Annotated in this window: 24 protein-coding genes, 6 tRNA genes and 1 riboswitch (1 of these 31 cut by a window edge); of the genes, 5 read left to right on the top strand and 25 right to left on the bottom strand. The window is 47.7% G+C overall.

Annotated elements, in window-relative coordinates:
* Nucleotides 1-6: 6 nt before the first annotated feature.
* From AD710_RS12410 to queG, 5 genes are all read right to left on the bottom strand, one after another.
* Complete coding sequence (locus AD710_RS12410; protein WP_049628161.1) at nt 7-720, bottom strand: bactofilin family protein; 714 nt, start codon at nt 718-720, stop codon at nt 7-9.
* Nucleotides 711-1343, bottom strand: a complete 633-nt coding sequence (locus AD710_RS12405; protein WP_029575339.1) for a YhbD family protein — start codon at nt 1341-1343, stop codon at nt 711-713. Before AD710_RS12405 ends, AD710_RS12410 begins: the two co-directional genes overlap by 10 nt.
* Before the next feature lie 128 nt (nt 1344-1471).
* The gene (gene trmL / locus AD710_RS12400) at nt 1472-1954 is read right to left on the bottom strand and encodes a tRNA (uridine(34)/cytosine(34)/5-carboxymethylaminomethyluridine(34)-2'-O)-methyltransferase TrmL (RefSeq protein ID WP_099743965.1); all 483 of its coding nucleotides are present in this window, start codon (nt 1952-1954) and stop codon (nt 1472-1474) included.
* Between the two features lie 36 nt (nt 1955-1990).
* Nucleotides 1991-2902 carry an amidase domain-containing protein gene (locus tag AD710_RS12395; RefSeq protein ID WP_045925646.1) on the bottom strand — a complete coding sequence of 304 codons (912 nt, stop codon included), beginning with the start codon at nt 2900-2902 and terminating at the stop codon, nt 1991-1993.
* A gap of 76 nt (nt 2903-2978) precedes the next feature.
* Complete coding sequence (gene queG / locus AD710_RS12390) at nt 2979-4139, bottom strand: tRNA epoxyqueuosine(34) reductase QueG (RefSeq protein ID WP_016938440.1); 1161 nt, start codon at nt 4137-4139, stop codon at nt 2979-2981.
* Between the two features lie 84 nt (nt 4140-4223).
* On the opposite strand from queG, the gene AD710_RS12385 reads away from it, so the two are divergent.
* Complete coding sequence (locus tag AD710_RS12385) at nt 4224-4847, top strand: hypothetical protein (protein ID WP_049628159.1); 624 nt, start codon at nt 4224-4226, stop codon at nt 4845-4847.
* A gap of 90 nt (nt 4848-4937) precedes the next feature.
* Here the strand turns inward: AD710_RS12385 and AD710_RS12380 are convergent.
* A tRNA-Gly gene (locus tag AD710_RS12380) sits at nt 4938-5011 on the bottom strand.
* Between the two features lie 190 nt (nt 5012-5201).
* On the opposite strand from AD710_RS12380, the gene AD710_RS12375 reads away from it, so the two are divergent.
* Both AD710_RS12375 and AD710_RS12370 read left to right on the top strand, forming a co-directional pair.
* Complete coding sequence (locus AD710_RS12375) at nt 5202-5405, top strand: helix-turn-helix transcriptional regulator (RefSeq protein ID WP_003155407.1); 204 nt, start codon at nt 5202-5204, stop codon at nt 5403-5405.
* Nucleotides 5402-5869: a hypothetical protein gene (locus AD710_RS12370; RefSeq protein ID WP_049628158.1), complete on the top strand. Its 468-nt coding sequence runs from the start codon at nt 5402-5404 to the stop codon at nt 5867-5869. Before AD710_RS12375 ends, AD710_RS12370 begins: the two co-directional genes overlap by 4 nt.
* Nucleotides 5870-5889: 20 nt before the next feature.
* Here the strand turns inward: AD710_RS12370 and rpsN are convergent, their stop codons facing one another.
* The 6 genes from rpsN to AD710_RS12340 form a co-directional block, all read right to left on the bottom strand.
* Nucleotides 5890-6159: a 30S ribosomal protein S14 gene (rpsN, locus tag AD710_RS12365; protein WP_049628157.1), complete on the bottom strand. Its 270-nt coding sequence runs from the start codon at nt 6157-6159 to the stop codon at nt 5890-5892.
* A 193-nt stretch (nt 6160-6352) separates the two neighbouring features.
* Nucleotides 6353-7489: an FMNH2-dependent alkanesulfonate monooxygenase gene (gene ssuD, locus AD710_RS12360; protein WP_049628156.1), complete on the bottom strand. Its 1137-nt coding sequence runs from the start codon at nt 7487-7489 to the stop codon at nt 6353-6355.
* A 25-nt stretch (nt 7490-7514) separates the two neighbouring features.
* On the bottom strand, nt 7515-8351 hold the full coding sequence (locus AD710_RS12355; protein WP_155816754.1) for an ABC transporter permease: 837 nt from the start codon (nt 8349-8351) through the stop codon (nt 7515-7517).
* Entirely contained in the window at nt 8348-9337 is a 990-nt protein-coding gene (locus AD710_RS12350) for an aliphatic sulfonate ABC transporter substrate-binding protein (protein ID WP_049628155.1), read from the bottom strand. The genes AD710_RS12355 and AD710_RS12350 overlap by 4 nt, the downstream gene beginning before the upstream one ends.
* Nucleotides 9338-9352: 15 nt before the next feature.
* Entirely contained in the window at nt 9353-10120 is a 768-nt protein-coding gene (locus AD710_RS12345; RefSeq protein ID WP_049628154.1) for an ABC transporter ATP-binding protein, read from the bottom strand.
* Between the two features lie 224 nt (nt 10121-10344).
* Nucleotides 10345-11274 (bottom strand): amidohydrolase family protein, encoded by a 930-nt coding sequence (locus AD710_RS12340; RefSeq protein WP_049628153.1) that lies wholly within the window; start codon nt 11272-11274, stop codon nt 10345-10347.
* A 255-nt stretch (nt 11275-11529) separates the two neighbouring features.
* Between AD710_RS12340 and katA the strand changes: the two genes are divergently transcribed.
* The gene (gene katA, locus AD710_RS12335) at nt 11530-12975 is read left to right on the top strand and encodes a catalase KatA (protein WP_049628152.1); all 1446 of its coding nucleotides are present in this window, start codon (nt 11530-11532) and stop codon (nt 12973-12975) included.
* Between the two features lie 71 nt (nt 12976-13046).
* On the opposite strand, the gene AD710_RS12330 is transcribed toward katA, so the two are convergent.
* The 6 genes from AD710_RS12330 to AD710_RS12305 form a co-directional block, all read right to left on the bottom strand.
* Complete coding sequence (locus AD710_RS12330) at nt 13047-14012, bottom strand: ABC transporter ATP-binding protein (RefSeq protein WP_049628151.1); 966 nt, start codon at nt 14010-14012, stop codon at nt 13047-13049.
* Nucleotides 14005-14991, bottom strand: a complete 987-nt coding sequence (locus tag AD710_RS12325; RefSeq protein WP_049628150.1) for an ABC transporter ATP-binding protein — start codon at nt 14989-14991, stop codon at nt 14005-14007. The genes AD710_RS12330 and AD710_RS12325 overlap by 8 nt, the downstream gene beginning before the upstream one ends.
* Nucleotides 14988-15893 carry an oligopeptide ABC transporter permease gene (gene opp4C, locus AD710_RS12320; RefSeq protein ID WP_049628149.1) on the bottom strand — a complete coding sequence of 302 codons (906 nt, stop codon included), beginning with the start codon at nt 15891-15893 and terminating at the stop codon, nt 14988-14990. The genes AD710_RS12325 and opp4C overlap by 4 nt, the downstream gene beginning before the upstream one ends.
* A gap of 12 nt (nt 15894-15905) precedes the next feature.
* On the bottom strand, nt 15906-16862 hold the full coding sequence (locus AD710_RS12315; protein ID WP_016938454.1) for an ABC transporter permease: 957 nt from the start codon (nt 16860-16862) through the stop codon (nt 15906-15908).
* A 66-nt stretch (nt 16863-16928) separates the two neighbouring features.
* Entirely contained in the window at nt 16929-18656 is a 1728-nt protein-coding gene (locus AD710_RS12310; RefSeq protein ID WP_047478398.1) for an ABC transporter substrate-binding protein, read from the bottom strand.
* Nucleotides 18653-18838, bottom strand: coding sequence for an FbpB family small basic protein (locus AD710_RS12305; RefSeq protein WP_049628148.1), 186 nt, complete (start codon nt 18836-18838; stop codon nt 18653-18655). Before AD710_RS12305 ends, AD710_RS12310 begins: the two co-directional genes overlap by 4 nt.
* 253 nt (nt 18839-19091) lie before the next feature.
* Here AD710_RS12305 and AD710_RS12300 point away from each other — a divergent pair, with 253 nt between their 5' ends.
* Nucleotides 19092-20447, top strand: a complete 1356-nt coding sequence (locus AD710_RS12300; RefSeq protein WP_049628147.1) for an FAD-binding oxidoreductase — start codon at nt 19092-19094, stop codon at nt 20445-20447.
* 42 nt (nt 20448-20489) lie between these two features.
* Here the strand turns inward: AD710_RS12300 and thiC are convergent, their stop codons facing one another.
* From thiC to AD710_RS12265, 7 genes are all read right to left on the bottom strand, one after another.
* On the bottom strand, nt 20490-22262 hold the full coding sequence (thiC, locus tag AD710_RS12295) for a phosphomethylpyrimidine synthase ThiC (protein ID WP_049628146.1): 1773 nt from the start codon (nt 22260-22262) through the stop codon (nt 20490-20492).
* Between the two features lie 122 nt (nt 22263-22384).
* Nucleotides 22385-22495: riboswitch (TPP riboswitch) on the bottom strand.
* 49 nt (nt 22496-22544) lie between these two features.
* Entirely contained in the window at nt 22545-23243 is a 699-nt protein-coding gene (locus tag AD710_RS12290; RefSeq protein ID WP_049628145.1) for a Type 1 glutamine amidotransferase-like domain-containing protein, read from the bottom strand.
* A 147-nt stretch (nt 23244-23390) separates the two neighbouring features.
* Nucleotides 23391-23472: transfer RNA gene (locus AD710_RS12285), tRNA-Leu, on the bottom strand.
* A 245-nt stretch (nt 23473-23717) separates the two neighbouring features.
* Nucleotides 23718-23806 (bottom strand) — tRNA-Leu (locus AD710_RS12280).
* 7 nt (nt 23807-23813) lie between these two features.
* Nucleotides 23814-23884 (bottom strand) — tRNA-Cys (locus AD710_RS12275).
* A gap of 6 nt (nt 23885-23890) precedes the next feature.
* A tRNA-Gly gene (locus tag AD710_RS12270) sits at nt 23891-23965 on the bottom strand.
* Nucleotides 23966-24016: 51 nt separating this feature from the next.
* A tRNA-Gln gene (locus AD710_RS12265) sits at nt 24017-24058 on the bottom strand; it runs 30 nt beyond the window's last position.

Genomic DNA, 24058 nt, shown 5'->3' with positions numbered 1-24058 from the left:
CTCCTCCTATATTTTTACGGCTTTGTTTACTAAAGCTGAAGGATTACATTTAAAATCTCCGCTGTATTCCACCGTCTCAATGATACAGCCTGCGCCGATCTGCACAGAATTTCCGCGGACTGTCTTTGCGTGCGTGTCCGCCAATTCAATGATGTCACCTTCAATCAGCTCTGCGGTCAGCACCGGAGCCGGCATCAGCTTAAACCGCGCGAGCACGCTTTTTCTGCTCATCACCTTTAAATGACGGCAGCCGATTTCTTTCACATGGCTCTCGCCCGCCGCCAGCTTCATATTGACGTCATCGGCGTTCAGCAGGCCGCCGATCTTGCATTTGCCTTCCGAACGGAATGTTTCTGTCTCGCAATCCCCTTCAATCCCAAGTTTCCCGGATATGAAAATATCATCAGCTTTCACACCGCCGCCGAAAGATGAAAATCCCGCGACGTTCAGCCGCTCCGTTTTGACATCACCTTTAATGACACCTGTTCCGTTGATTCGGATGGATTCGGCTTCGGCACTGCCGGAAATTTTCCCCGAACCGCTGATCGTCAGTGTTTGCGTTTTGACATTTCCGTCTGTTTTACCGCTGCCGTTAAACAAAAGGCTCGTGCACTCTACGTCACCTGACACCGTGCCGCTTCCGTTGATCTCAACCGTATGAAAACGGCCTCCTTTTGAACTCCCTGAACCGTTAATGACTAATTTATCTGTTACATCCATTGATGGTCCTCCTGCATCCATTTTGTTTTTAATTCTTCTGATGCCGCAGCAAGCGCCACCCGTTCAGCCACTTTGACAGACGGTTCAAACAGAATATGTTCCGCATCTGCGATGAAGCACGTCGTTACGCCGAGTTTTCGGAGCACGACAAGCTCTGTATTTGCCTTCAGCTCAGAAGCCTCATACGTTTTCAGCACTTCTGCCGCCATTTTTCCTTCTTCAAGACTGATATTTCCCGATTGCAAAAGCCTTTCAAGCACATATAAAGACAGCAGCGCCCGGGATGTGAATGTCACGCCGTCTTCTCCGTAAACTTGCAGCGCAGCCTTTGAAATCAATCCTTTTTGAAGCAGCTCCGCAGACGATATATCGACATCTGCCATTTGCGGAGACAGCATTTCCCTCATTTCATCCAGAGACAGATTTTCTTTCATTTTCTGTATTTTTGAGATGCGTTTTAAGATTTCCGCTCTCGGAAAAAATGTTTCCTGGCCTGTAAACGTTGATTTTCGGATAAACCATTCCTCAGGAATTAAATTTTTCCGCTTCCAGCGGTACAGCTGTCCGTATGAGATTGATGTTTCTTCAAGCAATTCTTTTTTAGAAATCAGTTGTTCCTCCATAAATCCAGCTCCTTCGATGAACACATCGTAACATAACACTGTTACGTTTGTTAAGCCTATAAATATAACATTGTATGAACCCCGGCTGCATTCAATAAAAAAACCGCCCGAATCCGGGCGGTTTTTTCTCATGTCAAATCTCTGTAATTTTGCTGGCGCAGCGCTTCATATACAAGAATCGCGGCAGTGTTGGACAGGTTTAATGATCTCACATGCTCGGTCATCGGAAGACGCAGGCAGCGGTCCATATTGTTTTCGATCAATTCTTTCGGAAGTCCGCTCGTTTCTCTGCCGAATACGAAGAAAAAGTCTTCCTCCGTATTTGAGTAGTCAAACGATGTATGCGGCTTTTGCCCGAATTTTGTAATGAAGAAAAACTTTCCGTTCTCATATGCCCCAAATAATTCATCCAACGAATCATGATAAACGACGTTGACGAACTCCCAATAATCGAGTCCGGCGCGCTTCAGCATTTTATCATCGGTTGAGAATCCGAGCGGGCGGATCAAATGAAGCGTTGTGTCTGTTGCCGCACAAGTACGTGCGATATTTCCCGTATTGGCCGGGATTTCGGGTTGATATAAAACGACATGTAATGCCACGATGTTCACCTCTGTTTTTTATTCCGCCCACCATTATATCATTAATTACTCTTTTGTCGTATCATCCGTAATATGAAAAAACGCATATCTGATGGAAGGAGTATATGCCGTTGAATCCTCATATGACCAATATCTCATTCTGCTGTCATATGTTTGGGCATTGACGAGCGGCATATTGCTTTTATCTTTTGCGACCACGATCGTCGTATGGTTAAAACGGCCGTCACCTTCAAAATCATAGCAAATCACATCTCCGGGCATAAGCTCCTCGGCGCTTGACACCTGCACCGCGCGAAGCCCGGCCTTGGATTGGGCCAGATACATCTTCATGGAATGCGCGACCGTCCAGCTGTAGCTCCATGAGCTTTCCTTCATCCACCAGCCTGAGCCTCTGTTCGGATGCCCCCGCATCGGCGCTTTTCCGGCATGTAAACATTGGGAAATAAAATTTGTGCAGTTGTCGCCGAAATTTTTATAAGCAGGATTTCGTTTATTCCAAAACTTTTCCGCGTACTGAACGGCAGCCAGACGGTCGTATTGAAATGCCCGCCCGAAATCTTCCCGTTCACTCCGCTCATATTCGATTACGCTGTTTCCATCAGAAAATCCGGCCGGTTTTTTCTTTATTTCCCGATCTTTAATCAGCAGCTGGTCATAGAGAAAAGCATTCCGTTCCTCAATCTGCTCTTCTAAATAAAGATGCCCGTCCTGCTCCTTGCACAAATATTCGAAATGAATGGTGTACATGACGCATAACGTGCCGTCATCCTCAAGACTGCTTTTGACAATGACGGCTTTCGCTTTCGCTTTAACGATGTCAACCTTCCGTTTTTCAAACAGCTCTTTTTTTCTCGTCAGGACCTCAAGATCGCCGGCCTGCCCATTGTGCCTCATCTCGGTTCCGTTGACTAAATAATGAAGCCGGGCCTCCGCTAAGTCTTCAATAATATGCTTCAAGCGCTCCACCCACCATACTGTTTTATAAAGAAAAAACACTTGAACTCACGCCAAGTGCTTTTTCTCTATACATATGTCAGGACCGGCCGGTTTTAGTCTTATCAGAAACCGAAAGCAGCTCCAGCCCCTTTTCTATTTCCTGTATGGCTTCCTCATCCTGCTCCTTGTGAAGCGCTTTTTCTAATTCCTTCGCATATTCCGGATCACCGATTTTTCCGATGGCCCAGGCGGCCGTCCCCCTGATGACGGGGCGCGGGTCTTGGTGCATCAAAGCGGTCAATTCGGGAAGAGAAGAAGCATCTTTGAAATGAGCCAATGCTAAAATGGCATTTCGCTGAATCGGCTTCTTGCCGCGCCATGAACCGGATACATGTCCGAATTTTTCTTTGAATTCCCGGTTGCTTATGGTCAGAAGCGGCTTTAACAGCGGCTTGGCGATTTCCGGATCGGGCTCCATCTGCGGATGAAGATGAAAATCTTTCCCCTTATTAATCGGGCAGACCGTCTGGCACGTGTCGCAGCCGTACAGGCGGTTTCCAATTTTCGTGCGGAATTCATCCGGCAAAAACCCCTTTGTCTGGGTCAGGAATGAAATACAGCGCTGGGCATTAAGCTGTCCGGGATTAACGAGCGCGCCGGTCGGGCACGCGTCTAAACATTTTGTGCACGATCCGCACATATCTTCAATCGGCACATCCGGTTCAAAGGGCAGATTGGTGATCATTTCAGCAAGATAGACGTAAGAACCGTATTCAGGTGTGGTGATCATGCAGTTTTTGGCGCTGAAACCGATTCCCGCCCGTTCCGCCACGGCCCTGTCGGACAATTCTCCCGTATCCACCATTGACTTCGTGCGGATATCCTCATGTTTGCTTTGGAGAAAATTCTCCAGCAGATCAAGCTTTTCGCGCAGCACGTCATGATAATCCTTCCCCCAGGAAGCTCTGCAAAAAATGCCGCGACGGCCGTCCCTCGTGCTCCTCGGCGCATCTTTCATTTTGGAAGGATAGGCAAGGGCGATGGCGACGATCGATTTGGCTTTCGGCAGAAGCAAAGACGGAGTGACCCGTTTTTCAATATCCGGCTCTTCAAACCCGGATAAATAGCCGAGTGATTCCTGAAGAATCAGCCGGTCACGCAGACTGTCAAACGTATCAGCCGTCGTAAACCCGATTTTGTCGACTCCGATGCTTTTGGCGTATTCGATTAATTCCTCTTTCAGTTTATGAATATTCATTTTTTGCACAGCCTCCTTTCTTTGTGATCAGGCTCCCGCACGGGTATAATAGAGTTTTATCATCCCGAAATGGAGTGAACACAATTGAACATCAGTTTAGATCCTCTTATTGCTGAACGGGTGCCGGGGATCAAAGCGGCAGCCGTATTATATGAACAGATTGAAGTCGGGCCTGCCCCGCAAATGCTGAAAGGCCGTCTCCGTTTATTTCAAGAATCGCTTTACTTTGATTATGCTGACGGCGGCATAGATGAACAGCCTTTTGTGAAAGAATGGGCGCGTATGATGGAACAGCTCAGTCCCGCCTTTTCAGGACAAAAAACGCCGATGGAGCTTATGCTCGGCGATATTTCCCGGGAACGATTCATCGAAAGTGTGAATTCAGCCCATGATACCATACTTTTTTTCTCCTTGAAATATTCATTGCCCATCATGGCGTATGACGCCGCACAGATGGGTGAACCGATTTCAATCACAATCGGAGAAAAAGAACACGTACTGGCTTTCTCCGACTCTGGCGGCATTTTCGGCTGCCTCACCGGACAAATCAACACCCGCCCTGTAACAACCGGCACAAAGAACATGCTGCAGCTGATCTTTTTTCCGCCTTCAATTCATGCCGACGCGGCAGATGAGCTGTTAACATCCTTAACCAAAATGTTTGAACAAATTCACGGAGGCACACATACCGTCTCTTGGCTTTCATAAAAAGACACGCCTTCCGTGTCTTTTTTCACATAAAAAAACGCAATACTTCGTTTATCAGAGAAACGAAACACTGCGTTAATAACGTATGTATGGAGCGGGTGATGAGAATCGAACTCACGACATCAGCTTGGAAGGCTGAGGTTTTACCACTAAACTACACCCGCATCAAAATGCTTTTTTGTCAGCACCGATTTGATGTTTCTAATATTACATGCATATTTTTTTTTCGTCAAGGGAATGTTAAAAAATTTGTCGAAAAAAATTCTTTTTTTATCCACATGTTAAGTTAAGTTTACATTTTGTTAAGAATACCATACAATATAAAAAAGAAGAAAACTTGAGGTACGCCTGATGATGAAAAATAAAGTAAAAGAGCTGAGAGCCAGATTCGGCTATTCTCAGGAAACGCTCGGAAAAGAAGCCGGAGCCACCAGACAGACGATTGCGGCGATTGAAAAAGGAGATTATGTGCCATCACTCTTATTGGCGCTTAATATCTGCCGGGCTTTCTCCCTGCCGATGGAGGAAGTATTCTGGCTGGAGGAGGAGAAAAAATGAGTTTAAAAAGAAAAGCGTGTTTTCACCTTGCACTCTACGGATTGGCCTGCTGGACGCTTGTTTCCATTATGGAAGCAGTGCCGCGTATCGCTCAGTTTTTCCAGACGGAGGGGAGCGGTTCATTTGAGCTGAACATCACGCCGTTTCTGCTGTTTACCGTTTGTGCCGTATTATATATCTATACTGAAAAGAAAAAACGGAACGGCAAAAAGCACAGGCTTGTGCCCGATGAGTTTGAGGAACAGGATGAAAGAGAACGGATGATGACCGCTAAAGCCTGCCGTTCCTCGTATATTGCCGTTTACTTCTCATTGCCGGCCGCAGCCGTTCTGCTTTTGTTTTATCCGCTGATTCAGCCGCATCTTCCCTTTTTTCCGATTCTTGTGATTTTCATTCTGATGATGATTCAGCATTTGACTTATGTTTTCACATTTCATAAGCACGGCAAAAACTCCGGTTCATGACAGATCCGGAGTTTTTTATGTTACCAGCTCGCTTTTTTCACTCCGGGAACCCGGCCTTTATGGGCCAGCTCCCTGAACGCGATTCTGGACAGTTTAAATTTTCTCATATATCCGCGGGGCCGTCCCGTCACCGTACAGCGGTTATGAAGTCTGGCCGGAGCAGAATCACGCGGCAGTTTGCTCAGCGCGTCCCAGTCTCCTTTTGCCTTTAATTCTCTTCTGATGTCCGCATATTGTTCAACAAGCTTCTGCCGCTTGAGCTCTTTGATCACTTTTGATTTTTTAGCCATTCCAGCACTCCTTTTAAATCGTAATAATTACGTTTTATATCGTATCATTCATATGATCATCGTGCAAGCTAGGCGCATTAAAGGCGGGTATTTACCCGCCTCCTTTTTGCCAGTTTCACATCAGACAGCGGCATTTCCCCGGAAATGAATCAGCAGAAAGCGCCCGCCGGCAATTATCCGCCTTATGATGTCATCAGACTGTCGCTTTGTTCCCTCTTGCAAAATGGTCGTTGCCCATTGCTTCGCCCAGTCTGCGCTCAAGCTTTTTCGTCCGCTCGTTTTGAAACGGCAAAAGCGGAAACACGAGTTCAGCCAGATAATAAGCTTCTTCAAGATGCGGGTAGCCTGAAAAGATAAACGACTCAATGCCGAGTGCCCGGTACTCTAAAATTCGATCGGCGACAGTCTGGGGATCACCGACAAGCGCCGTGCCCGCTCCGCCTCTGACCAGCCCGATGCCGGCCCAGAGATTCGGGCTGATCTCAAGCTTCGTCCGGTCGCCGTTATGAAGATCGGCCATCCGTTTTTGTCCTGAAGAATCAGCACGCCGGAGTGCAGCCTGCGCTTTCGCAATCGTCTCTTCGTCTAAATGGCTGATTAATCGTTCTGCCGCTTTCCATGCCTCTCCCTCAGTCTCCCGGACAATCACGTGAAGCCTGATGCCAAAGCGCATTGTCCTTCCTTCTTGGGCAGCCTGTTTTTTGACGGTTTCAATCTTTTCTTTTACCTGTTCCGGCGGCTCCCCCCATGTTAAATACACATCTGTATGTTTCGCCGCAGCCTCAATTCCCGCCTGTGATGAACCGCCGAAATATAATGGCGGATGCGGAGCCTGTTTTGGCGGAAACAGCAAATTGCTGTTTTCCACTTTGATATGGTCCCCTTCATATGTCACCGTTTCTCCCCGCATGAGTCCGCGCCATACGGTCAAAAATTCTTCAGTCGCCTTATAGCGCTCATCGTGGCTGATAAACATCCCGTCTCCCGCCAGCTCATAAGGATCTCCGCCCGCTACGACATTTACGAGCAGACGGCCGTCTGACAGCCGATCCATTGTCGATGCCATTCTCGCGGCGACAGATGGCTGCATCAGTCCCGGACGGACCGCCACTAAAAATTTTAAATCTTTCGTTTCAACCGCTAAAGCCGCAGCCGTCAGCCATGGGTCTTCACATGATCTCCCCGTCGGCAGCAGAACCCCCGTATATCCGAGTCTGTCTGCTGCCTGTGCCACTTGCTTAAAATAAAGATGATCGGCGGTTCTTCCTCCCGTTTGCGTCCCTAAATACCGTCCGTCTCCATGCGTCGGAATAAACCATAGAATCTCCATATGAATCTCTCCTTTTTTAAATAGGCTACCCTTCATAACTGTTCCGCCATTTTAATAGTTTCCGTTCGAGCATTCTGACCAATGCATCTGTCAGCTTGCCGACAGCCGCAAAAATGATAATGCCGACAAACACCTTATTTGTCTGTGAAAATTGTCTCGCATCCATAATCATATAGCCGACGCCCGCGCTCGATCCCATCAGTTCCGCCACCACAAGGCCGAGCCACGCAATACCGAGAGAGAGCCGGATGCCGAGCAGGATATTCGGCAGAGACGCCGGAAGAATCAATTTCGCCATCTGCTGATACCAGTTAAACTCCAGCACCCGGGCGACATCAAACAGCTTTGCGTCCACGCTGCGGATTCCGAGAAACGTATTAATGTATACAGGGAAAAAAGCCCCCAATGCGATCAGCAGAATTTTTGATGTCTCATCAAATCCGAACCACAAAATAAACAGCGGGGTCACCGCTAAGTGCGGAACCGTCCTGAGCATTTGCAGAGACGGATCGAGATACGCTTCCGTCCGTTTTGAGAACCCGACCAGCAGCCCGAAAACAAGCCCGAGGCCCGCACCCAGCAGAAATCCGGCGGCCGCCCGATATAAGCTGATCTCTAAATGGCCCCAAAGCTCGCCTGATAGAAGAAGTTCCTGAAAAGTCTGTAAAATGACGACAGGTGACGGGAGCACCGTTGCCGAGACGATGCCCAGACTTGCGATAAACTGCCATACCGCGATAACCGCAGCCGGGAGTACAACCCCTTTCATCCATTGGTATGAATACCGCCGGGACTTTGCCGCAGCTTTCTTTTCTGATTGGCTCAATGTGCCGGGAGCCGTTGATGCTTCTGCTTTCATTATTTGCCGCCCTCCGTTTCAAGCGCCTTTTTGATAAATGAATTGTCGACAACGTCTTTTACATTGATTTTCTTATGAATCGCTTTTGTTTGATATTGAAAATCAGCGGTTTTCTGCTGGGCTTTGACAATATCATCATTAATCGGTTGATTAAGAGGCTCTGTATTGTTAAGCACGTTTCTGACGACTGAGGGATCAAGATTTTTGATTTTCGCATATAAAGAGACAGCTTCCTCTTTGTGTTCCTTTTGCCATGTGACTGCTTTATTGAACACTTTCAGAAAACGGACAACCTCATCCGGGTGCTCCTTGGAAAATCCGGTCCTGACTAACGTAAAACCCGGAGAATATAAATCCGTGCTCTCTCCGTTCGCTAATATTTCCGCCCCGTGCTGCAGCGTTTCAATCGACAAATACGGCTCCCAAATCGACCATGCATCAACTGATTTGTTTTCAAAAGCGGAAACCGCCTCATCAGGCTGAAGCTGAATGATGGTGACGTCATCGGCGGAAAGTCCGGCTTTATCCAAAGCTTTATAAAGAAAATCAAAGCCGCTGCTGCCTTTGGCTACGGCGATTTTTTTCCCTTTCAACTCTTTCAGACTCTTAATTCCGCTGCCCTTGTTTACGAGAATGCCGTTTGCTTTTAACCCGTCTTGGGACAGCCCGATCTCTTTAAAATCAATTCCTGCCGCCTGGCCGGAAATGACCGGTGAATTGCCGACCTGAGAAAAATCAAGCTTATCGGCGGCAAGACCTTCGAATTGCGGGGGACCACTTTGGAATTCGACCCATTTTACCTTTATTCCATCTTTTTTGAAGGCTTCTTCAAACCAGCCTTTTTCCTTGGCAATGAGAAGCGGGCTTAAACTCTGCTGGATGCCGATCCGGATTTCTTTCACCGTTTTCCCGCTCCCCCCTGCTCCGTCGGCACTGCATCCGGCTAACATCATGACTGCTGCGGCTAAAAGAATGATGGTTTTTTTCACTTTGCTTCGTCCTTTCTATATCCCTGATCCATCCGCAAACCGGAGATCTTCCGTTTTCTCAAATTCAGCAAGCACCTTCTGCCGGACGGCCTGAAAATCAGCTGACGTCCGATTGCGCGGATGCGGAAGCTGAATCGGCACCAGACTGTGCAGCCGGCCGGGCTTTGCCCTGAGAATTGCCAGCTTATCGCCTAAATAGACAGATTCGTCAATATCATGCGTAACCAGAATCATCGTCGTTTTTTTCTCGCGCCATATATCAAGCAGCACATCCTGCAAGTGTTTTCTCGTAAAAGCGTCAAGCGCTCCGAACGGTTCATCCAAAAGCAGCACCTCGGGCTCACGCAACAGGGCTCTGGCGATGGCGACCCGCTGCGACATGCCGCCGGATAATTCGCGCGGATAAGCGTCCTCTGCTCCCTGCAGCCTGACAACCTCAATCAGATCATCCACTTTTTGACGAACGGCCGGGTCGTTTATATTGAGATCAGCAGCGATGTTTTGTTTCACCGTCAGCCAGGGAAACAGCCGGTGCTCCTGAAAGATAAATCCCTGCCGGATGCCCGGCCCCGACACATGGCGGCCGTTTATTGCGACAGAGCCTTTATAATCGGTATCAAGCCCGGCAATCAATTTTAAAAGCGTGCTTTTTCCGCAGCCGCTCGGCCCGATGACAGTCAAAAATTCTCCTGATGCAATTGACAGTTCAATATCATTCAGCACCGGTGTTTTCCGTCCTTCATGCTCAAACGCTTTTTCTTGTATGCTGATGGTTACAGCCATCTGTCTTTTCCCCTCTCTTCCTGCCGCATGCGATCGAAAAACAAAAAGGCCCCCATCTCCGTTGCTTGTAGAGATGAGAGCCTTCGGCGGTCCGATCAGCTGCCCGTTTGTTTTTAAATTTGAATATCATGTTAATTCAAATTATTCCGACTTGTCAACTGTTTTTTGTAAGAATTAAAAATGCGCCCTCCGGCATAAACCTGCCAAAGAGCGCATCAGCTGTATCACGTATTTATTTCCTTTTGCGGCTGGTCGATTTTCAGCAATGTCCGCGCATTGTTTCCGAAAATCTTCTCTATGTCTTCTTCCCGCATGTTAATTTCCCGGCAGGTCCGGACCTGCTCCTGAAGATATCTGTATACGTATCCTCTCGGAAATCCGTTCGAATCCGTCCCAAAGATGATTCGTTCAGCACCGATTAATTCGGATGTCTTCCGAAACAGAATTTCCAAATCAAGCGGGTACGGCATCCACCTCATCCACTGGTTTGATCCGGACGTGTCAATATACACATTCGGGCAGCTCCAGCACAGCTGCAGCAGTTCCTGATAATATCCGGCGCCGAAATGCGGAATGATGAATGGTATATCAGCATACTCTCTCGCGACGCGATAGATGGAGAGGGGATTGATGTTGCGGTGGCTGACAATGCCCCCCGCTCTCCCTAAAAGCCCGAAGTGGATTAATACAGGGAGCCTTTTGTCAGCTAAATACGTCCAAAGCTTTTTCAGCGACGGATCATGAAACTCGATGTCTGTCAGCGGCCCGAATAGTTTATACCCTTTCAGACCGAGCTCTTCTACGGCTCTTTTCAGCTCTTCATATGCATCCTTTTGTTCCAAAGGATGATATGCAAATCCGGTAAACTTCGCAGGATTGGCTTGAATAAACGCCGCCATCCGGTCATTGCTCTCCGCTGTTAAAAAATTCAGTACGCCGATGCCGTATTTATCTAACTCATTCTCCCATTTTGTCATCAAAGGGATTTCCCCGTCATCAGCCTCATGCGGATCAGGAAAATCCCAAGTCAGATTCATTCTTTCTGACCGCTCCCGATTATAATCGGAAAATGTCTTATCATGTTTGCCGAAATAAAGGCTGTACGGCAGATGACCGTGAATATCAACAGGTTTAAAATGCTGCCGGAAAAGCATACAATCGCCGCCTCCCTTACCGCCGACAATGAAAAAAGGCCCTTATCCCATGAAGAATAAGAGCCTCTTGTGTTCAAGTCAGCGGTTTCTATTTTTTCTCATCTTAAACCCATTATTCCCGTCAGTCAAGTAAGCTTTCAAACCCAACTTTTCTTTCCGATAATAAAAATAATTATTTTATAATCATTATAAAATAATATTGACTTTTTACTGATAGGTGATATTATGTTTTTATAAATCTAAAGAGGTGATCACATGAGTTCAAATAAATTGACAACCAGCTGGGGCGCTCCTGTCGGAGATAACCAAAACTCAATGACGGCCGGAGATCGCGGCCCTGCTTTAATACAAGACGTCCATCTGCTTGAGAAATTGGCGCACTTTAACAGAGAACGCGTTCCCGAGCGTGTCGTTCACGCAAAAGGCGCGGGCGCACACGGTTATTTTGAAGTCACAAATGACGTTACAAAATATACGAAAGCCGCATTTCTGTCAGAAGTCGGTAAACGCACACCGCTCTTTGTCCGTTTCTCAACCGTTGCAGGCGAACTGGGCTCTAGTGACACAGTGCGCGACCCGCGCGGATTTGCCGTTAAGTTTTATACAGAAGACGGAAACTACGACATCGTCGGAAACAATACACCCGTGTTCTTCATACGCGATGCCATTAAGTTCCCTGACTTCATCCATACACAAAAAAGAGATCCGAGAACACATCTGAAAAACCCGACGGCCGTTTGGGATTTCTGGTCTCTTTCACCGGAATCACTGCATCAGGTAACCATACTGATGTCAGACCGGGGCATTCCGGCAACCCTTCGCCATATGCACGGATTCGGAAGCCATACATTTAAATGGACAAATGATAAAGGCGAAGGTGTCTGGATTAAATATCACTTTAAAACAGAACAAGGCGTAAAAAACCTTGATGTCAATACAGCCGCAAAACTCGCGGGCGAAAATCCTGATTACCATACGGAAGATTTATTCAACGCGATTGAAAACGGCGATTTCCCCGCATGGAAATTATATGTTCAAATCATGTCGTTAGAAGACGCAAACACATACCGCTTTGATCCGTTTGACGTCACAAAAGTATGGTCTCAAAAAGACTATCCGCTTATTGAAGTCGGCCGCATGGTTCTGGATCGCAATCCGGAAAATTACTTTGCGGAAGTAGAACAGGCGACGTTCTCTCCCGGAACATTAGTCCCTGGCGTCGACGTCTCACCTGACAAAATGCTTCAAGGCCGGTTGTTCGCATACCATGACGCCCATCGCTACCGTGTCGGCGCGAACCATCAGGCGCTGCCGATCAACCGTTCCCGCAATGAAGTGAAAAACTATCAGCGTGACGGACAAATGCGTTTTGATGATAACGGAGGCCGCTCCGTCTATTACGAGCCTAACAGCTTCGGAGGCCCGAAAGAGTCACCTGAAGATAAACAGGCGGCATATCCTGTATCAGGTTTCGCTGACAGTGTAAGCTATAATCATCATGATCATTACACACAAGCCGGCGATCTGTACCGCCTGATGAGCGAGGAAGAACGCGCACGCCTTGTCGCCAATATCGTCGGTGCGATGAAACCTGTGGAAAAAGAAGAAATTAAGCTGCGCCAGATCGGCCACTTCTACAAAGCTGACCCTGAATACGGCAGACGCGTTGCCGAAGGACTCGGACTGCCGTTACCAAAATAACATCAAAAAACCTGCCGGTCTGTCCGGCAGGTTTTTCCTGTGTATTATCAATAAAAAATGCTTTTTCTCAATTATACAAAATGGCATGCTGCAAAATGCTGAGACCCCTTCTCCGACAGCGGCGGACTTTTCTCAGCACATATCTTCTCGGCTGCCGGACATCTCGTTCGGAATTTACAGCCTGAGGGCGGATCAGAGGGACTTGGAATATCACCCTTTAACATCACCCGCTCCCTTTTGACTCTTGGATCAGGAACGGGCACGGCTGATAACAGCGCTTTTGTATAAGGATGAAGCGGCCGTGAAAAAAGCTCCTCCTTTGACGCGTATTCGACAATCGTCCCTAAATACATAATCGCGACCTTTGTACATAAGTGCTCCACCACGCTTAAATCATGAGAAATGAACAAATATGACAGCCCGTGCCGTCGCTGAAGGCTGCTGAACAAATTGATCATCTGCGCCTGAATGGAGACATCCAATGCCGCCACGGGTTCATCCATAATGATAAATTGCGGCTTAAGCGCCATCGCTCTTGCAATCACGATCCGCTGCCGCTGCCCTCCGGAAAATTCATGCGGATAACGGTCGATAAAGTTTGCGGAAAGACCGCAGGCTTCAAGGACCTCCGCCGCTTTATCACGCGCATTCCGATTGACCGCCAATTGGTGCTCGATCATCGCTTCACTGATGGCTTCTCCGATCCGTCGCCGGGGATTTAAAGAGCTGAACGGATCTTGAAAAATGAGCTGTGCTTCCGATCTGAATGTTTTCAGCTCGCGCCGATTCATCTGGAACACATCTCGCCCCTGAAAAAATACCTCTCCCTCTGTTTTTTCATGAAGTCTTAAAATGGTTTTTCCGATTGATGACTTGCCGCTGCCAGATTCACCCGCTAAACCGAACACTTCTCCCTTTCCTATCGTAAAACTGACGCCGTCCACCGCTTTTACGGGATTGTTGCGGGCCTTTCTCATCCCCCCCTGCCCCTCATAATATTTTTTCAGCCCTTTGACCTCCAGCAACACATCACTCATCTGCTTTCTCCTCTCCGTAAAGCCAGCACGCCGCCTGATGCCCTTTCCCGAATTCAGTAAAATGCGGGCTCGATCTCCGGCATATCTCCGTGCTGTGTTCACACCGCTCCGCAAAATAACAAGACGATTCGGACAGATCTGCAAGCGCGGGAACCTGCCCCGGGATGGTATACAGCGTCTCTCTCCTTTGACCGATAACCGGTTTTGCCGCGAGCAGCCCTTTCGTATACGGATGCTTCGGATCGGAAAACAGCTCCGCAACCGGTCCTTCCTCCACAATTTTTCCCGCATACATGACAATCACATAATCAGCCATTTCGGCAACCACGCCAAGGTCATGGGTAATGAATAAAATAGACGTGTGAAATTGCTTTTTCACATCCCGCAATAAATCCAATATCTGCGCCTGAATCGTTACGTCAAGTGCCGTCGTCGGCTCATCGGCAATGATCAGTTTCGGATCGCAGCTGAGCGCGACAGCCGTCATAACGCGTTGCAGCATGCCGCCGCTCAGCTCATGAGGATATCGGTGCATCATCTGCCCGGCATGGGGGATCTCCACTAACGTGAGAAGTTCAACCGCCTTCCTCCATGCCTCTTTCTTACTCAGCAATAAATGCTCGCGAATCGGTTCAGTCAGCTGCTCACCGATTGTAAACACCGGATTCAAAGAGGTCATCGGCTCCTGAAAAATCATCCCGATTTCGCAGCCGCGGATTTTCTGCATTTCTTTTTGTTTCAGTTTCAACAGGTTCCTTCCTGAAAAATGCACCGCTCCCCGTTCGATTCTTCCCGCCTCGGGAATGAGCTGCATAATGGACAATGACGCCATGCTTTTCCCGCAGCCGGATTCCCCTACAATGCAAACCGTTTCCTCCTCATGAATTGTAAAGCTGACATCGTCCACGGCCTTTACCGCACCATCCTCCGTATAAAAAACCGTTTCCAAGTGCCTCACTTCTAAAAGCGGTTTTTTCATTTCACTTTCACCTGCCGTTTTACCTTAGGATCAAAAGCGTCTCTTAAACCGTCTCCAAGCAGATGAATCGCCACAACGGTCAGAAAAATGGCCGTACCCGGCGGTATCCACAGCCACGGGCGAAGTGTGAAATCCATATAATGATTCGCCGCTTCCATCATGTTTCCCCAAGAAGGAGTCGGCGGAGCAACGCCGAGTCCGAGAAAACTCAGCGCCGATTCACTCAGCATCGCCCCCGCCACATGCAAAGTCGCCGCTACCATGAGTAACGGCAATGTATTGGGAAGCAAATGATAGAGGATTTTCCGTTTATCACTAAGCCCCAGAACTTCCGCAGCCATCATAAACGGCTGCTCCTTCAGCGACAAAATCTGTCCGCGTACAAGCCGCGCCAAACCGGGCCATCCGATCAGGCTTAACATCATCATAATCAGGTACATCCTGTATTCAGAAGGCACTTTCCACTCCGACATCACTGCAGCCAAAATCAAAAGCAGCGGCAGGCCCGGGATAGACATGAGCATATCAGCGATGCGCATAATGATCATATCAGCGGCTCCCCGATAAAATCCCGCCGCAGCCCCAAGCAATGAACCGATGACAAGTGACAGCACCATCGACGCAAGCCCCACGGTCAGAGAAATCTGCCCCGCCAGCATCAGCCTCGTCAGCACATCTCTCCCGTACTGGTCGGTGCCAAGCCAATGATGAACCCCCGGATGCTGATTGGCATTTGAAATATCCGTCCGATCCGTTATGTACGGAGAAAAAGACGGCCCGATAAAACACAATACAAACATAAAACATAAGAATAGAAGACTGATGACCGTCAGCTTATGATGCAGCAGGCGGCGGTACGTCTGCTTCCAAAGAGAAGGCGGCGCCCCTTTTTGTTGTTTCACCCAAAACACTCCCTATTTCAGCCTGACTCGCGGATCAACCGCGGCATAAGCGATATCCGCCAAGAAATTCCCCACAATCGTTAAACAAGACAAAAACAAGGTAAACGCCATCAAAACCGGATAGTCCCGATAATGCACAGATTCCAGCTGAATACGGCCGACACCCGGCCACCCGAAAATCTGTTCAATAATAATAGCCCCGGAAAACAGACCCGGCAGTTCAAAAGCAAGCAGGGTGATCGCCGGAAGGAGCGCATTTTTCAGCGCATGTTTCCAAATGACAGTGCGCTCTTTCAACCCCTTCGCTCTCGCTGTTCTGATATAATCCTGCCTGATCACATCAAGCATCCCGGAGCGGAAATATCTTGTCAGTGAGCCGATGCCGAGCATAGATAAAATCACGACCGGAAGAATCATATGTCTGGCGGCTTCCAACACGTACGAAAAACCAGAACTCGTGCTTCCGGTATCAACCATCCCTCCGACGGGCAATATTTTTAAATCCACTCCAAACCATTTAATAAACAGAAGGCTGATAAAAAAAGACGGGAACGCCATGGAAGCAAACACAAAAAATGTTACGATCCCGTCAAACCACGAGTATTTCCTGACAGCGGATATGACACCCGTTATCATCGCGGCAGACCATGTGACAAGCAAAGCCAAAAACGCGACAAAAAAGGAATTCCAGACATATTTTTGAAGCAGTGACAGGACGTTTTCCTGATACTTCAAAGAGAATCCCAAATCTCCGCTGAGCACATTGCCGAGCCACGTCACATAACGCTGCCAAATCGGCTGATCCAGGCCGTAAAGCGCTTTTAGCTCCTTCGCCCTTTCCGGGGTCAGGTTGACATTGGAATCAATATAATCGCCCGGCAGTATCGCGAATAAGAAAAAAATAATAAAGGACGTACCGAATAAGATCACAAGCATTTGAATGAACCGTTCTGCGGCATACCGTTTCACAAAAAGCCTCTCCCTTCCGCTGAAAGGGCAAAATCCCCTGGACACCGGGTATTTTGCGCCATTGTTCTACTGAATTGACACGTTTGAGAGACTCGAACTGATTCCCGAATAATTGTCAGGCTCAAGCCCTTTTATTTTTCCGCTGACCGCCCTTGCGCTCTGACGGTAATGAATCAGAATGTAAGGCGGGTTTTCCCCGAGCTCCCGGTACAGCTGGTGATAAAGCTCTTTTCTTTTGCTGATATCAAGCGTGCCGGCTCCTTTCTCGATCAGCCGGTCCGCTTTCGGATTGGAATATCCCGTCACATTATTGGGATGGCCGGAAGCAAGCTTTTCCACCGTGTCATTCGGATCAAGAATCTGCGAGGTGGAAACGGCGGCAAGGTCATACTGTTTATCATTTATTTTCGCTACCTCTGTATTAAAATCCATCACTTCCGGTTTTAATGAGATTCCGATGTCCGCGTAATTTTCTTTCGCGATCGGGATGAAATCATCATCCGCTTTAGAAGTGTAATAGCTGATTTCAAGCTTTTTGCCGTTTTTTTCACGCACGCCGTCTTTCCCCGTTTTCCAGCCTGCTTCATCAAGAAGCTTCTTGGCTTTTTCCGGATTAAACGTGTACGGATTGACTCCTTTGTCATCATAAGCCCACGAAACCGGAGACACCGGCACATTTGCGACTTCTCCGTAGTGTTTAAAGCGGACATCGACGATTTTCTGCCGGTCCAGCCCGTAAATAAGCGCTTGGGACACTTTCTTATCTTGAAAAGGCGGACGCTTGTGATTCACGTACACAAGCCCGTAATCATTCACGACCGAGACGCTTATATTCGCAAAACCGAGACTTTTTAAATGCTCAACCGTATCATCATCAGGAGAAAATGAAGCGTAATCAAGATCACCCGTTTCAAACAGCTGAAGAGAAGTTGACGGATCAATAATTTTATAAATCAGCTTTTCTGTTTTCGGTTTTCCGGAATAATAGTGTTTATTAGCCTGATAGCGTATTTCCTGTCCCGGGAGGTATTCTGTAAATTGATAAGGCCCTGCTCCGAGCGGTTTGGCATAAAGCTCTTTTAAATAATCCAGTTTGCCGAATCGATAATTCTTTCCGTAGTAAGCTTCCGACAGCACCTGCCCGCCTAAAAGAAGCAGCGACTTCGCACTGACTTTCTCAGTGGTGATTTTAATGGTTCTGTCATCAAGGACGCGAATGCCCTCTATCGTCTTTGCTTTTCCTTCTTTATAAGCCTTGCCGCCTTTAATATAGGCCGTGGTGATATCTTCATAGCCTGCGTAAGCGGGGTCATGCAGCAGTGTTAAAGTGAATGCAGCATCCTTTGCGGTGAGCGGCGAACCGTCACTGAAAACGAGATTTTTTCTTAAGCGGAACGTGTAGGTAAGCTGATCTTTGGAAACAGTCCAGCTTTCAGCAAGAGCCGGTGCGGGCTTACCCGTTTTATCCAGCTTGACTAACGGTTCAAAAATAGGATCTGTCGCATTTCCATCCCAGCCGTTTTCATAAAAGTACGGCAGAAACACTCCCCCCGGCGCGGAAATCCCTGCAACAAAAGTGTCCGTTCTGGCTTTCGATTTAACGGGAAGCGCCTCCGGATGAGAAGCTTTAAATTTCTTTGTTTTGACATGGGCAATACGTGTTTCCTGTTTTTTATCCGCCGCAGAAGACGGTTCTTCTCCGGCACTCCCTAGCGCGCACCCTGATAATATGAATGATACCGACAGCGCGAGTATGATGCCCGTTGTTTTCATCCTCAAAGTGTTCCCCTTCATTTTGATCGAACCCCCGCATGCTTTTCATCTATCTTTATATAAATCTGCTCCATCTGTTCCTCACTTCTCATAATCTCCCATTTGTTTTTCTCCACAAGCAGTTCGAAATTCAATGTGTGTTTTCTGTACTTTTTTCGCTTTTTACTTTTTTTGCGCACATGTGATGCCTTTGTTAACGCCACTTTTCATCCCTCCGCTTTTCATCCAATGGCTTTCACGCAAAAAAGGCCCTTATCTGTTTACAAGATAAGAGCCTTCGGTGATCCGATCAGCCAACGTTTGGAAATATGTACTGACTATGTTAATTCATACAATCCCTACCTGTCAACTATAATTTAAAATATCGTTTCATTCCGGGGGTTTTCCTCATACACTCTCTTATTTTTCCGCATATGTTAGAAGAAATAACAGATCCCGATGAAAGAGAGTGATAGTGTGGAAAAGACAACATTGACCGGGCGCATCGTCAGAAAAGATGACCCGGACTATAATGAAGCAAGAACCAATATCAACTTAAGCCTGCAAAGATATCCGGACATCATTGTGTTTTGCCAAAACAAACATGATGCCGTCAATGCACTGAGATGGGCGCGTGAGAATAACGTGCCTTTCCGCATCAGAGGCGGAAGACACAGCTACGAGAATTTTTCCCTGTTAAATGACGGGCTTGTCATTGATCTCAGTGAAATGAAGAAAATAAGAGTGAATAAAGATAAGCGGCTGGTCTCGATTGAAGCGGGTGCCGATTTGGGAGAAGTGTACCGGACACTCTGGCGGTACGGCTTGACTCTTCCCGCGGGAACCATTGCAAATGTGGGAATCACGGGGCTGGCGCTCGGAGGAGGAATCGGATATTTAACAAGGGCTGCCGGCCTGACTTGCGATCGTCTCCTCCAACTCGAGATGATCACAGCAGACGAAAAAGCGGGTGCTGAATTGATAACAGTCAACCGCTCAAAGCATCCTGATTTATTTTGGGCGTCTCAGGGCGGAGGCGGCGGCAACTTCGGCATTGTCACATCGATGGTGTTTAAAGCCGTGCCGATCTCGTACGTAACTATTTTTTCTGTCACTTGGGGCTGGGATGATTTCGAGGAGGTATTTAATACGTGGCAGAACTGGGCTCCATTTACAGATAACCGTCTTACTTCATCCATTCAGTTTTGGCCTAAAGAAGTCAACCGCATAGAAGCGCTCGGCCAATTTATCGGAACAAAAAATGAGCTGAAAGAACTGCTGGCTCCGTTAATGAAAGCGGGAAACCCGACAAGCGGCATGGTCAAGACAGTTCCGTTTATCAGAGCGGCAGCCTTTTTTAACAGCCCGGGAGGCAATGAGCCGCAAAAGATGAAGCGGTCAGGATCCTTTATTGAAAAACCATTGTCAACACGCGCAATTTCTGCTTTAAAATACTACTTGGAGCACGCTCCGAATAAAAACGCCAGTGTCTGGCAGCAATCTCTCGGCGGGGCGGCCGGACGGATCGCTCCGGATCAAACGGCATTCTACTATCGCGACGCAATCATTGCCCAGGAATATATAACAAACTGGACATCTCCTGAAGAGGAAAGACAAAACGTCCGCTGGATCGAAGAGCTGAGAACGTCTCTTTCAAGAGAAACGATGGGGGATTACGTAAATTGGCCTGATATAGACATCAGAAACTGGCTGCGGACATATTACGGAGGAAATGTTGACCGCCTCCGTCAAGTCAAAACGAAGTATGACCCGGAAAACGTATTCCGCTTTGAGCAGAGCATTCCGCCGTTTCGCCGGTCGCCGTTTTTCTAAAAAAAGATGAAGATGGACACACTCCATCCTCATCTTTTCTTTTTATTGATATAAATGGCTTCCCTTCTCGACAAACTCTTTTGCTTTTTCTTTTAATCCTTCATTGAGGACCTCGTCTTCAGTCAGATCATTTTCTTTCGCATAATCGCGAATATCCTGAGAAATTCTCATGCTGCAAAACTTCGGGCCGCACATCGAACAGAAGTGAGCCGTTTTTGCGCCTTCAGCCGGCAGCGTTTCATCATGATATTCCATTGCTCTTTCAGGATCAAGCGACAAATGAAATTGATCGCGCCACCGGAATTCAAACCGCGCCTTAGACAGAGCATCATCCCGGATCTGAGCACCCGGATGCCCTTTGGCAAGGTCTGCCGCATGGGCCGCAATTTTATACGTAATGACTCCCTCTCTTACATCATCACGATTCGGCAGGCCCAAATGCTCCTTCGGCGTGACATAACAAAGCATCGCCGTCCCGTACCAGCCGATCATCGCCGCGCCGATCGCCGAAGTAATATGGTCATAGCCCGGAGCGATATCAGTCGTTAATGGGCCCAGTGTATAAAAAGGCGCCTCTTTACAAATTTCCAGCTGTTTGTCCATGTTCTCTTTAATTTTATGCATCGGCACATGACCCGGTCCTTCAATCATCACTTGCACATCGTGCTTCCACGCGATTTCCGTCAATTCCCCGAGAGTCTCCAATTCCGCAAACTGCGCTTCATCATTAGCATCCGCAATCGAGCCGGGACGCAACCCATCTCCAAGAGAAAATGCAATATCATACGTCTTCATAATTTCACAAATTTCTTCAAAGTGCGTGTACAGAAAGCTTTCCTGATGGTGAGCCAGGCACCATTGCGCCATAATCGCCCCGCCGCGGGATACGATTCCCGTCGTGCGTTTGGCCGTTAACGGGACGTAACGAAGCAATACGCCGGCATGGATGGTGAAATAATCCACGCCCTGCTCCGCCTGCTCAATCAATGTGTCTCGATAAATGTCCCACGTTAAATCCTCGGCGATGCCGTTTACTTTTTCAAGCGCCTGATAAATCGGCACCGTCCCCACAGGTACTGGGCAATTGCGGATGATCCATTCACGTGTCGTATGAATATCTTTCCCGGTGGATAAGTCCATCATCGTATCGGCGCCCCAGCGAATCGCCCACGTCATTTTTTCGACTTCTTCTTCAATAGAAGATGTAACAGCCGAGTTGCCGATATTTGCATTGATCTTCACATGAAAATTCCGGCCGATAATCATCGGTTCACTTTCAGGATGATTAATATTTGAAGGAATGATCGCCCGGCCGCTGGCTACCTCGTCTCTGACAAATTCGGGAGACACATGCTCGCGAATTGCGATAAACTCCATTTCCGGTGTAATGATGCCTTTTCTCGCATAATGCAATTGTGTAACGTTTTTCCCTGCCTTGGCCCGCAGCGGTTTCCGCTGTAAACCGGGATATTCGGCGGCACGGCCTTCTTTTTTATAGCCGTTGTCCTCAGGTTTCACGGCCCGTCCGTTATATTTCTCCACATCGCCGCGCTTTGTAATCCACTTTGTGCGGAGCGGCTTCAGACCTTCATGAATTTGAATTTGTACATCCGGGTCTGTATACGGTCCGCTCGTATCATAAACACGGACCGGCGGATTCTCCTCTTCCCCGAACGCCCCCGTTGTCGGACTGAGGCTGATTTCCCGCATCGGCACTCGTATGTCAGGCGAAGAACCCTTTACATAAACCTTTTTACTGCCTGAAAAACTCGACATAATAGAAATGTTCGCTTGCTGTACTGATTGATTTTGCATACAAATCTCTCCCTTATCCATTTGAATAACAGAACCAAGCTCAGCACCAGCACAAAAAAACCGGATTCATTGGAGAACCCGGTTTTGCAGTCAGAAAGAAACTATTATTGTTTTCCACAACAATAATAAAACCTTTACTTCCCCACGCTGGTACGAACCAGATCAGGTCCAAAGGGTTAAGAAGCCGCCGCTTCTCTCTCAGCCCGCTTAGACGGGCACCCCCAGTAACTATTCATTTCGGTTTCATCGTAACATAATTTGCATACAAAAAAAAGTATATTATCAAGATTCAGATAATGGAATGACTGGAAGCTCTGTTTCCCTTACGCCTTCTTCAGTATCAAAAACCCTGTACCCCTTTGCCGTTTCCCGGGAAGAGACAGACCGGAACAGCTGATCGTTTTTATAATGAAGCGCAGCGCCGTCATCAGCGGCATAGCCCTCCTGAAGTTTGTTTTCTGAAATCAGACGGTGATACATCGGCCGGCGCTCCGCTTCTCCGTCATAGTGAGGACAAAAGCTTCCCGGCAAAAACCCTAAAGCTTGCAACTCTCTCAACTCTCCAGCCGAATCTGTCACTCCTTCTTCAAACCAGCAAATCGCCCCGGCGCTGAGCCCCGCCAAGATTACGCCGTTCTCCCAAGCCTCACGCAGAATAAGGTCAAGCCCCCATTCTTTCCATAAGACAAGCATATTGCGCGTATTGCCGCCGCCGACATATATGATATCTTTCTTCATGAGAAAGGACCTGAGGTCAGAACACGGCGGCTTAAACAGCGACAAGTGATCCGGCTTACACTCCAGCCTTTGAAAGGCCTGATAAAACCTGCCGATATAATTCTCCGAATCCCCGCTTGCCGTCGGCAAAAAACAAACTTCCGGCTTTGGCCGCACCGACTGCTCTAAAATATACTGATCCAGCACAAGATGATCCGGCTCCATGGAAAACCCCCCGCCGCCCATTGCAATAATCTGTTTCAACGTCATTACCTCTTTTTTCTCAAGTATAACAGCTCATTAAAAAGGCGGTATTCCGTTTTGAATACCGCCTTTTTAATATTTTTCGCAAGCCTTAGAGGATATTTTCATACAACAAAAAAAGCTTCTACATATGTAGAAGCTTTCTTATACCGGTGGCCGGGGTCGAACCGGCACTCCAGAAGGAACACGATTTTGAGTCGTGCGCGTCTGCCAATTCCGCCACACCGGCATGTAATACGTCGTGTTCAACCGACGTATATAAATATAACATGCATTTTATAAAGTGTCAACGGTTTTAGTAAAGTTTTTTTAATAGTAATGGAGTATACACGATACAAGCAAGAAACTTATATTCATAGTCTTCACGCTTTTATTATATAAAAAAAGTGATCTGCAATATGCAAATCACTCTCATATATGTTTTGTAATGTAAAAATTGATGACCAATTTAACATGTTGCGTCCAAGGTTAAATTGGTGCCGAGGGCCGGACTTGAACCGGCACGGTAGTCACCTACCGCAGGATTTTAAGTCCTGTGTGTCTGCCAATTCCACCACCCCGGCAAAAGAAAGGCGACACCCGGATTCGAACCGGGGATAAAGGTTTTGCAGACCTCTGCCTTACCACTTGGCTATGCCGCCGTAATTTGGAGCGGAAGACGGGATTCGAACCCGCGACCCCCACCTTGGCAAGGTGGTGTTCTACCACTGAACTACTTCCGCAACATGTAAAGAACTTAATACATATTATGCAGTTATTTTTAAAAAATGCAACTGGGCTAGCTGGATTCGAACCAACGCATGACGGAGTCAAAG

The sequence above is a fragment of the Bacillus sp. JFL15 genome (assembly GCF_001184225.1).
GTDB lineage: Bacteria > Bacillota > Bacilli > Bacillales > Bacillaceae > Bacillus > Bacillus siamensis.
The sequence above is the reverse complement of the archived record's forward strand: the minus strand, read 5'-3'. Positions and strand labels throughout refer to the sequence as shown.

What these genes read in the sequence shown, in the direction of transcription:
- AD710_RS12410 (WP_049628161.1), bottom strand. Translation starts at nt 720, where the DNA reads ATGGATGTAACAGATAAATTAGTCATTAACGGTTCAGGGAGTTCAAAA.
- AD710_RS12405 (WP_029575339.1), bottom strand. Translation starts at nt 1,343, where the DNA reads ATGGAGGAACAACTGATTTCTAAAAAAGAATTGCTTGAAGAAACATCA.
- queG (WP_016938440.1), bottom strand. Translation starts at nt 4,139, where the DNA reads ATGAATATTCATAAACTGAAAGAGGAATTAATCGAATACGCCAAAAGC.
- AD710_RS12375 (WP_003155407.1), top strand. Translation starts at nt 5,202, where the DNA reads ATGAAAAATAAAGTAAAAGAGCTGAGAGCCAGATTCGGCTATTCTCAG.
- AD710_RS12370 (WP_049628158.1), top strand. Translation starts at nt 5,402, where the DNA reads ATGAGTTTAAAAAGAAAAGCGTGTTTTCACCTTGCACTCTACGGATTG.
- rpsN (WP_049628157.1), bottom strand. Translation starts at nt 6,159, where the DNA reads ATGGCTAAAAAATCAAAAGTGATCAAAGAGCTCAAGCGGCAGAAGCTT.
- ssuD (WP_049628156.1), bottom strand. Translation starts at nt 7,489, where the DNA reads ATGGAGATTCTATGGTTTATTCCGACGCATGGAGACGGACGGTATTTA.
- AD710_RS12345 (WP_049628154.1), bottom strand. Translation starts at nt 10,120, where the DNA reads ATGGCTGTAACCATCAGCATACAAGAAAAAGCGTTTGAGCATGAAGGA.
- AD710_RS12340 (WP_049628153.1), bottom strand. Translation starts at nt 11,274, where the DNA reads ATGCTTTTCCGGCAGCATTTTAAACCTGTTGATATTCACGGTCATCTG.
- katA (WP_049628152.1), top strand. Translation starts at nt 11,530, where the DNA reads ATGAGTTCAAATAAATTGACAACCAGCTGGGGCGCTCCTGTCGGAGAT.
- AD710_RS12330 (WP_049628151.1), bottom strand. Translation starts at nt 14,012, where the DNA reads ATGAGTGATGTGTTGCTGGAGGTCAAAGGGCTGAAAAAATATTATGAG.
- AD710_RS12325 (WP_049628150.1), bottom strand. Translation starts at nt 14,991, where the DNA reads ATGAAAAAACCGCTTTTAGAAGTGAGGCACTTGGAAACGGTTTTTTAT.
- AD710_RS12310 (WP_047478398.1), bottom strand. Translation starts at nt 18,656, where the DNA reads ATGAAGGGGAACACTTTGAGGATGAAAACAACGGGCATCATACTCGCG.
- thiC (WP_049628146.1), bottom strand. Translation starts at nt 22,262, where the DNA reads ATGCAAAATCAATCAGTACAGCAAGCGAACATTTCTATTATGTCGAGT.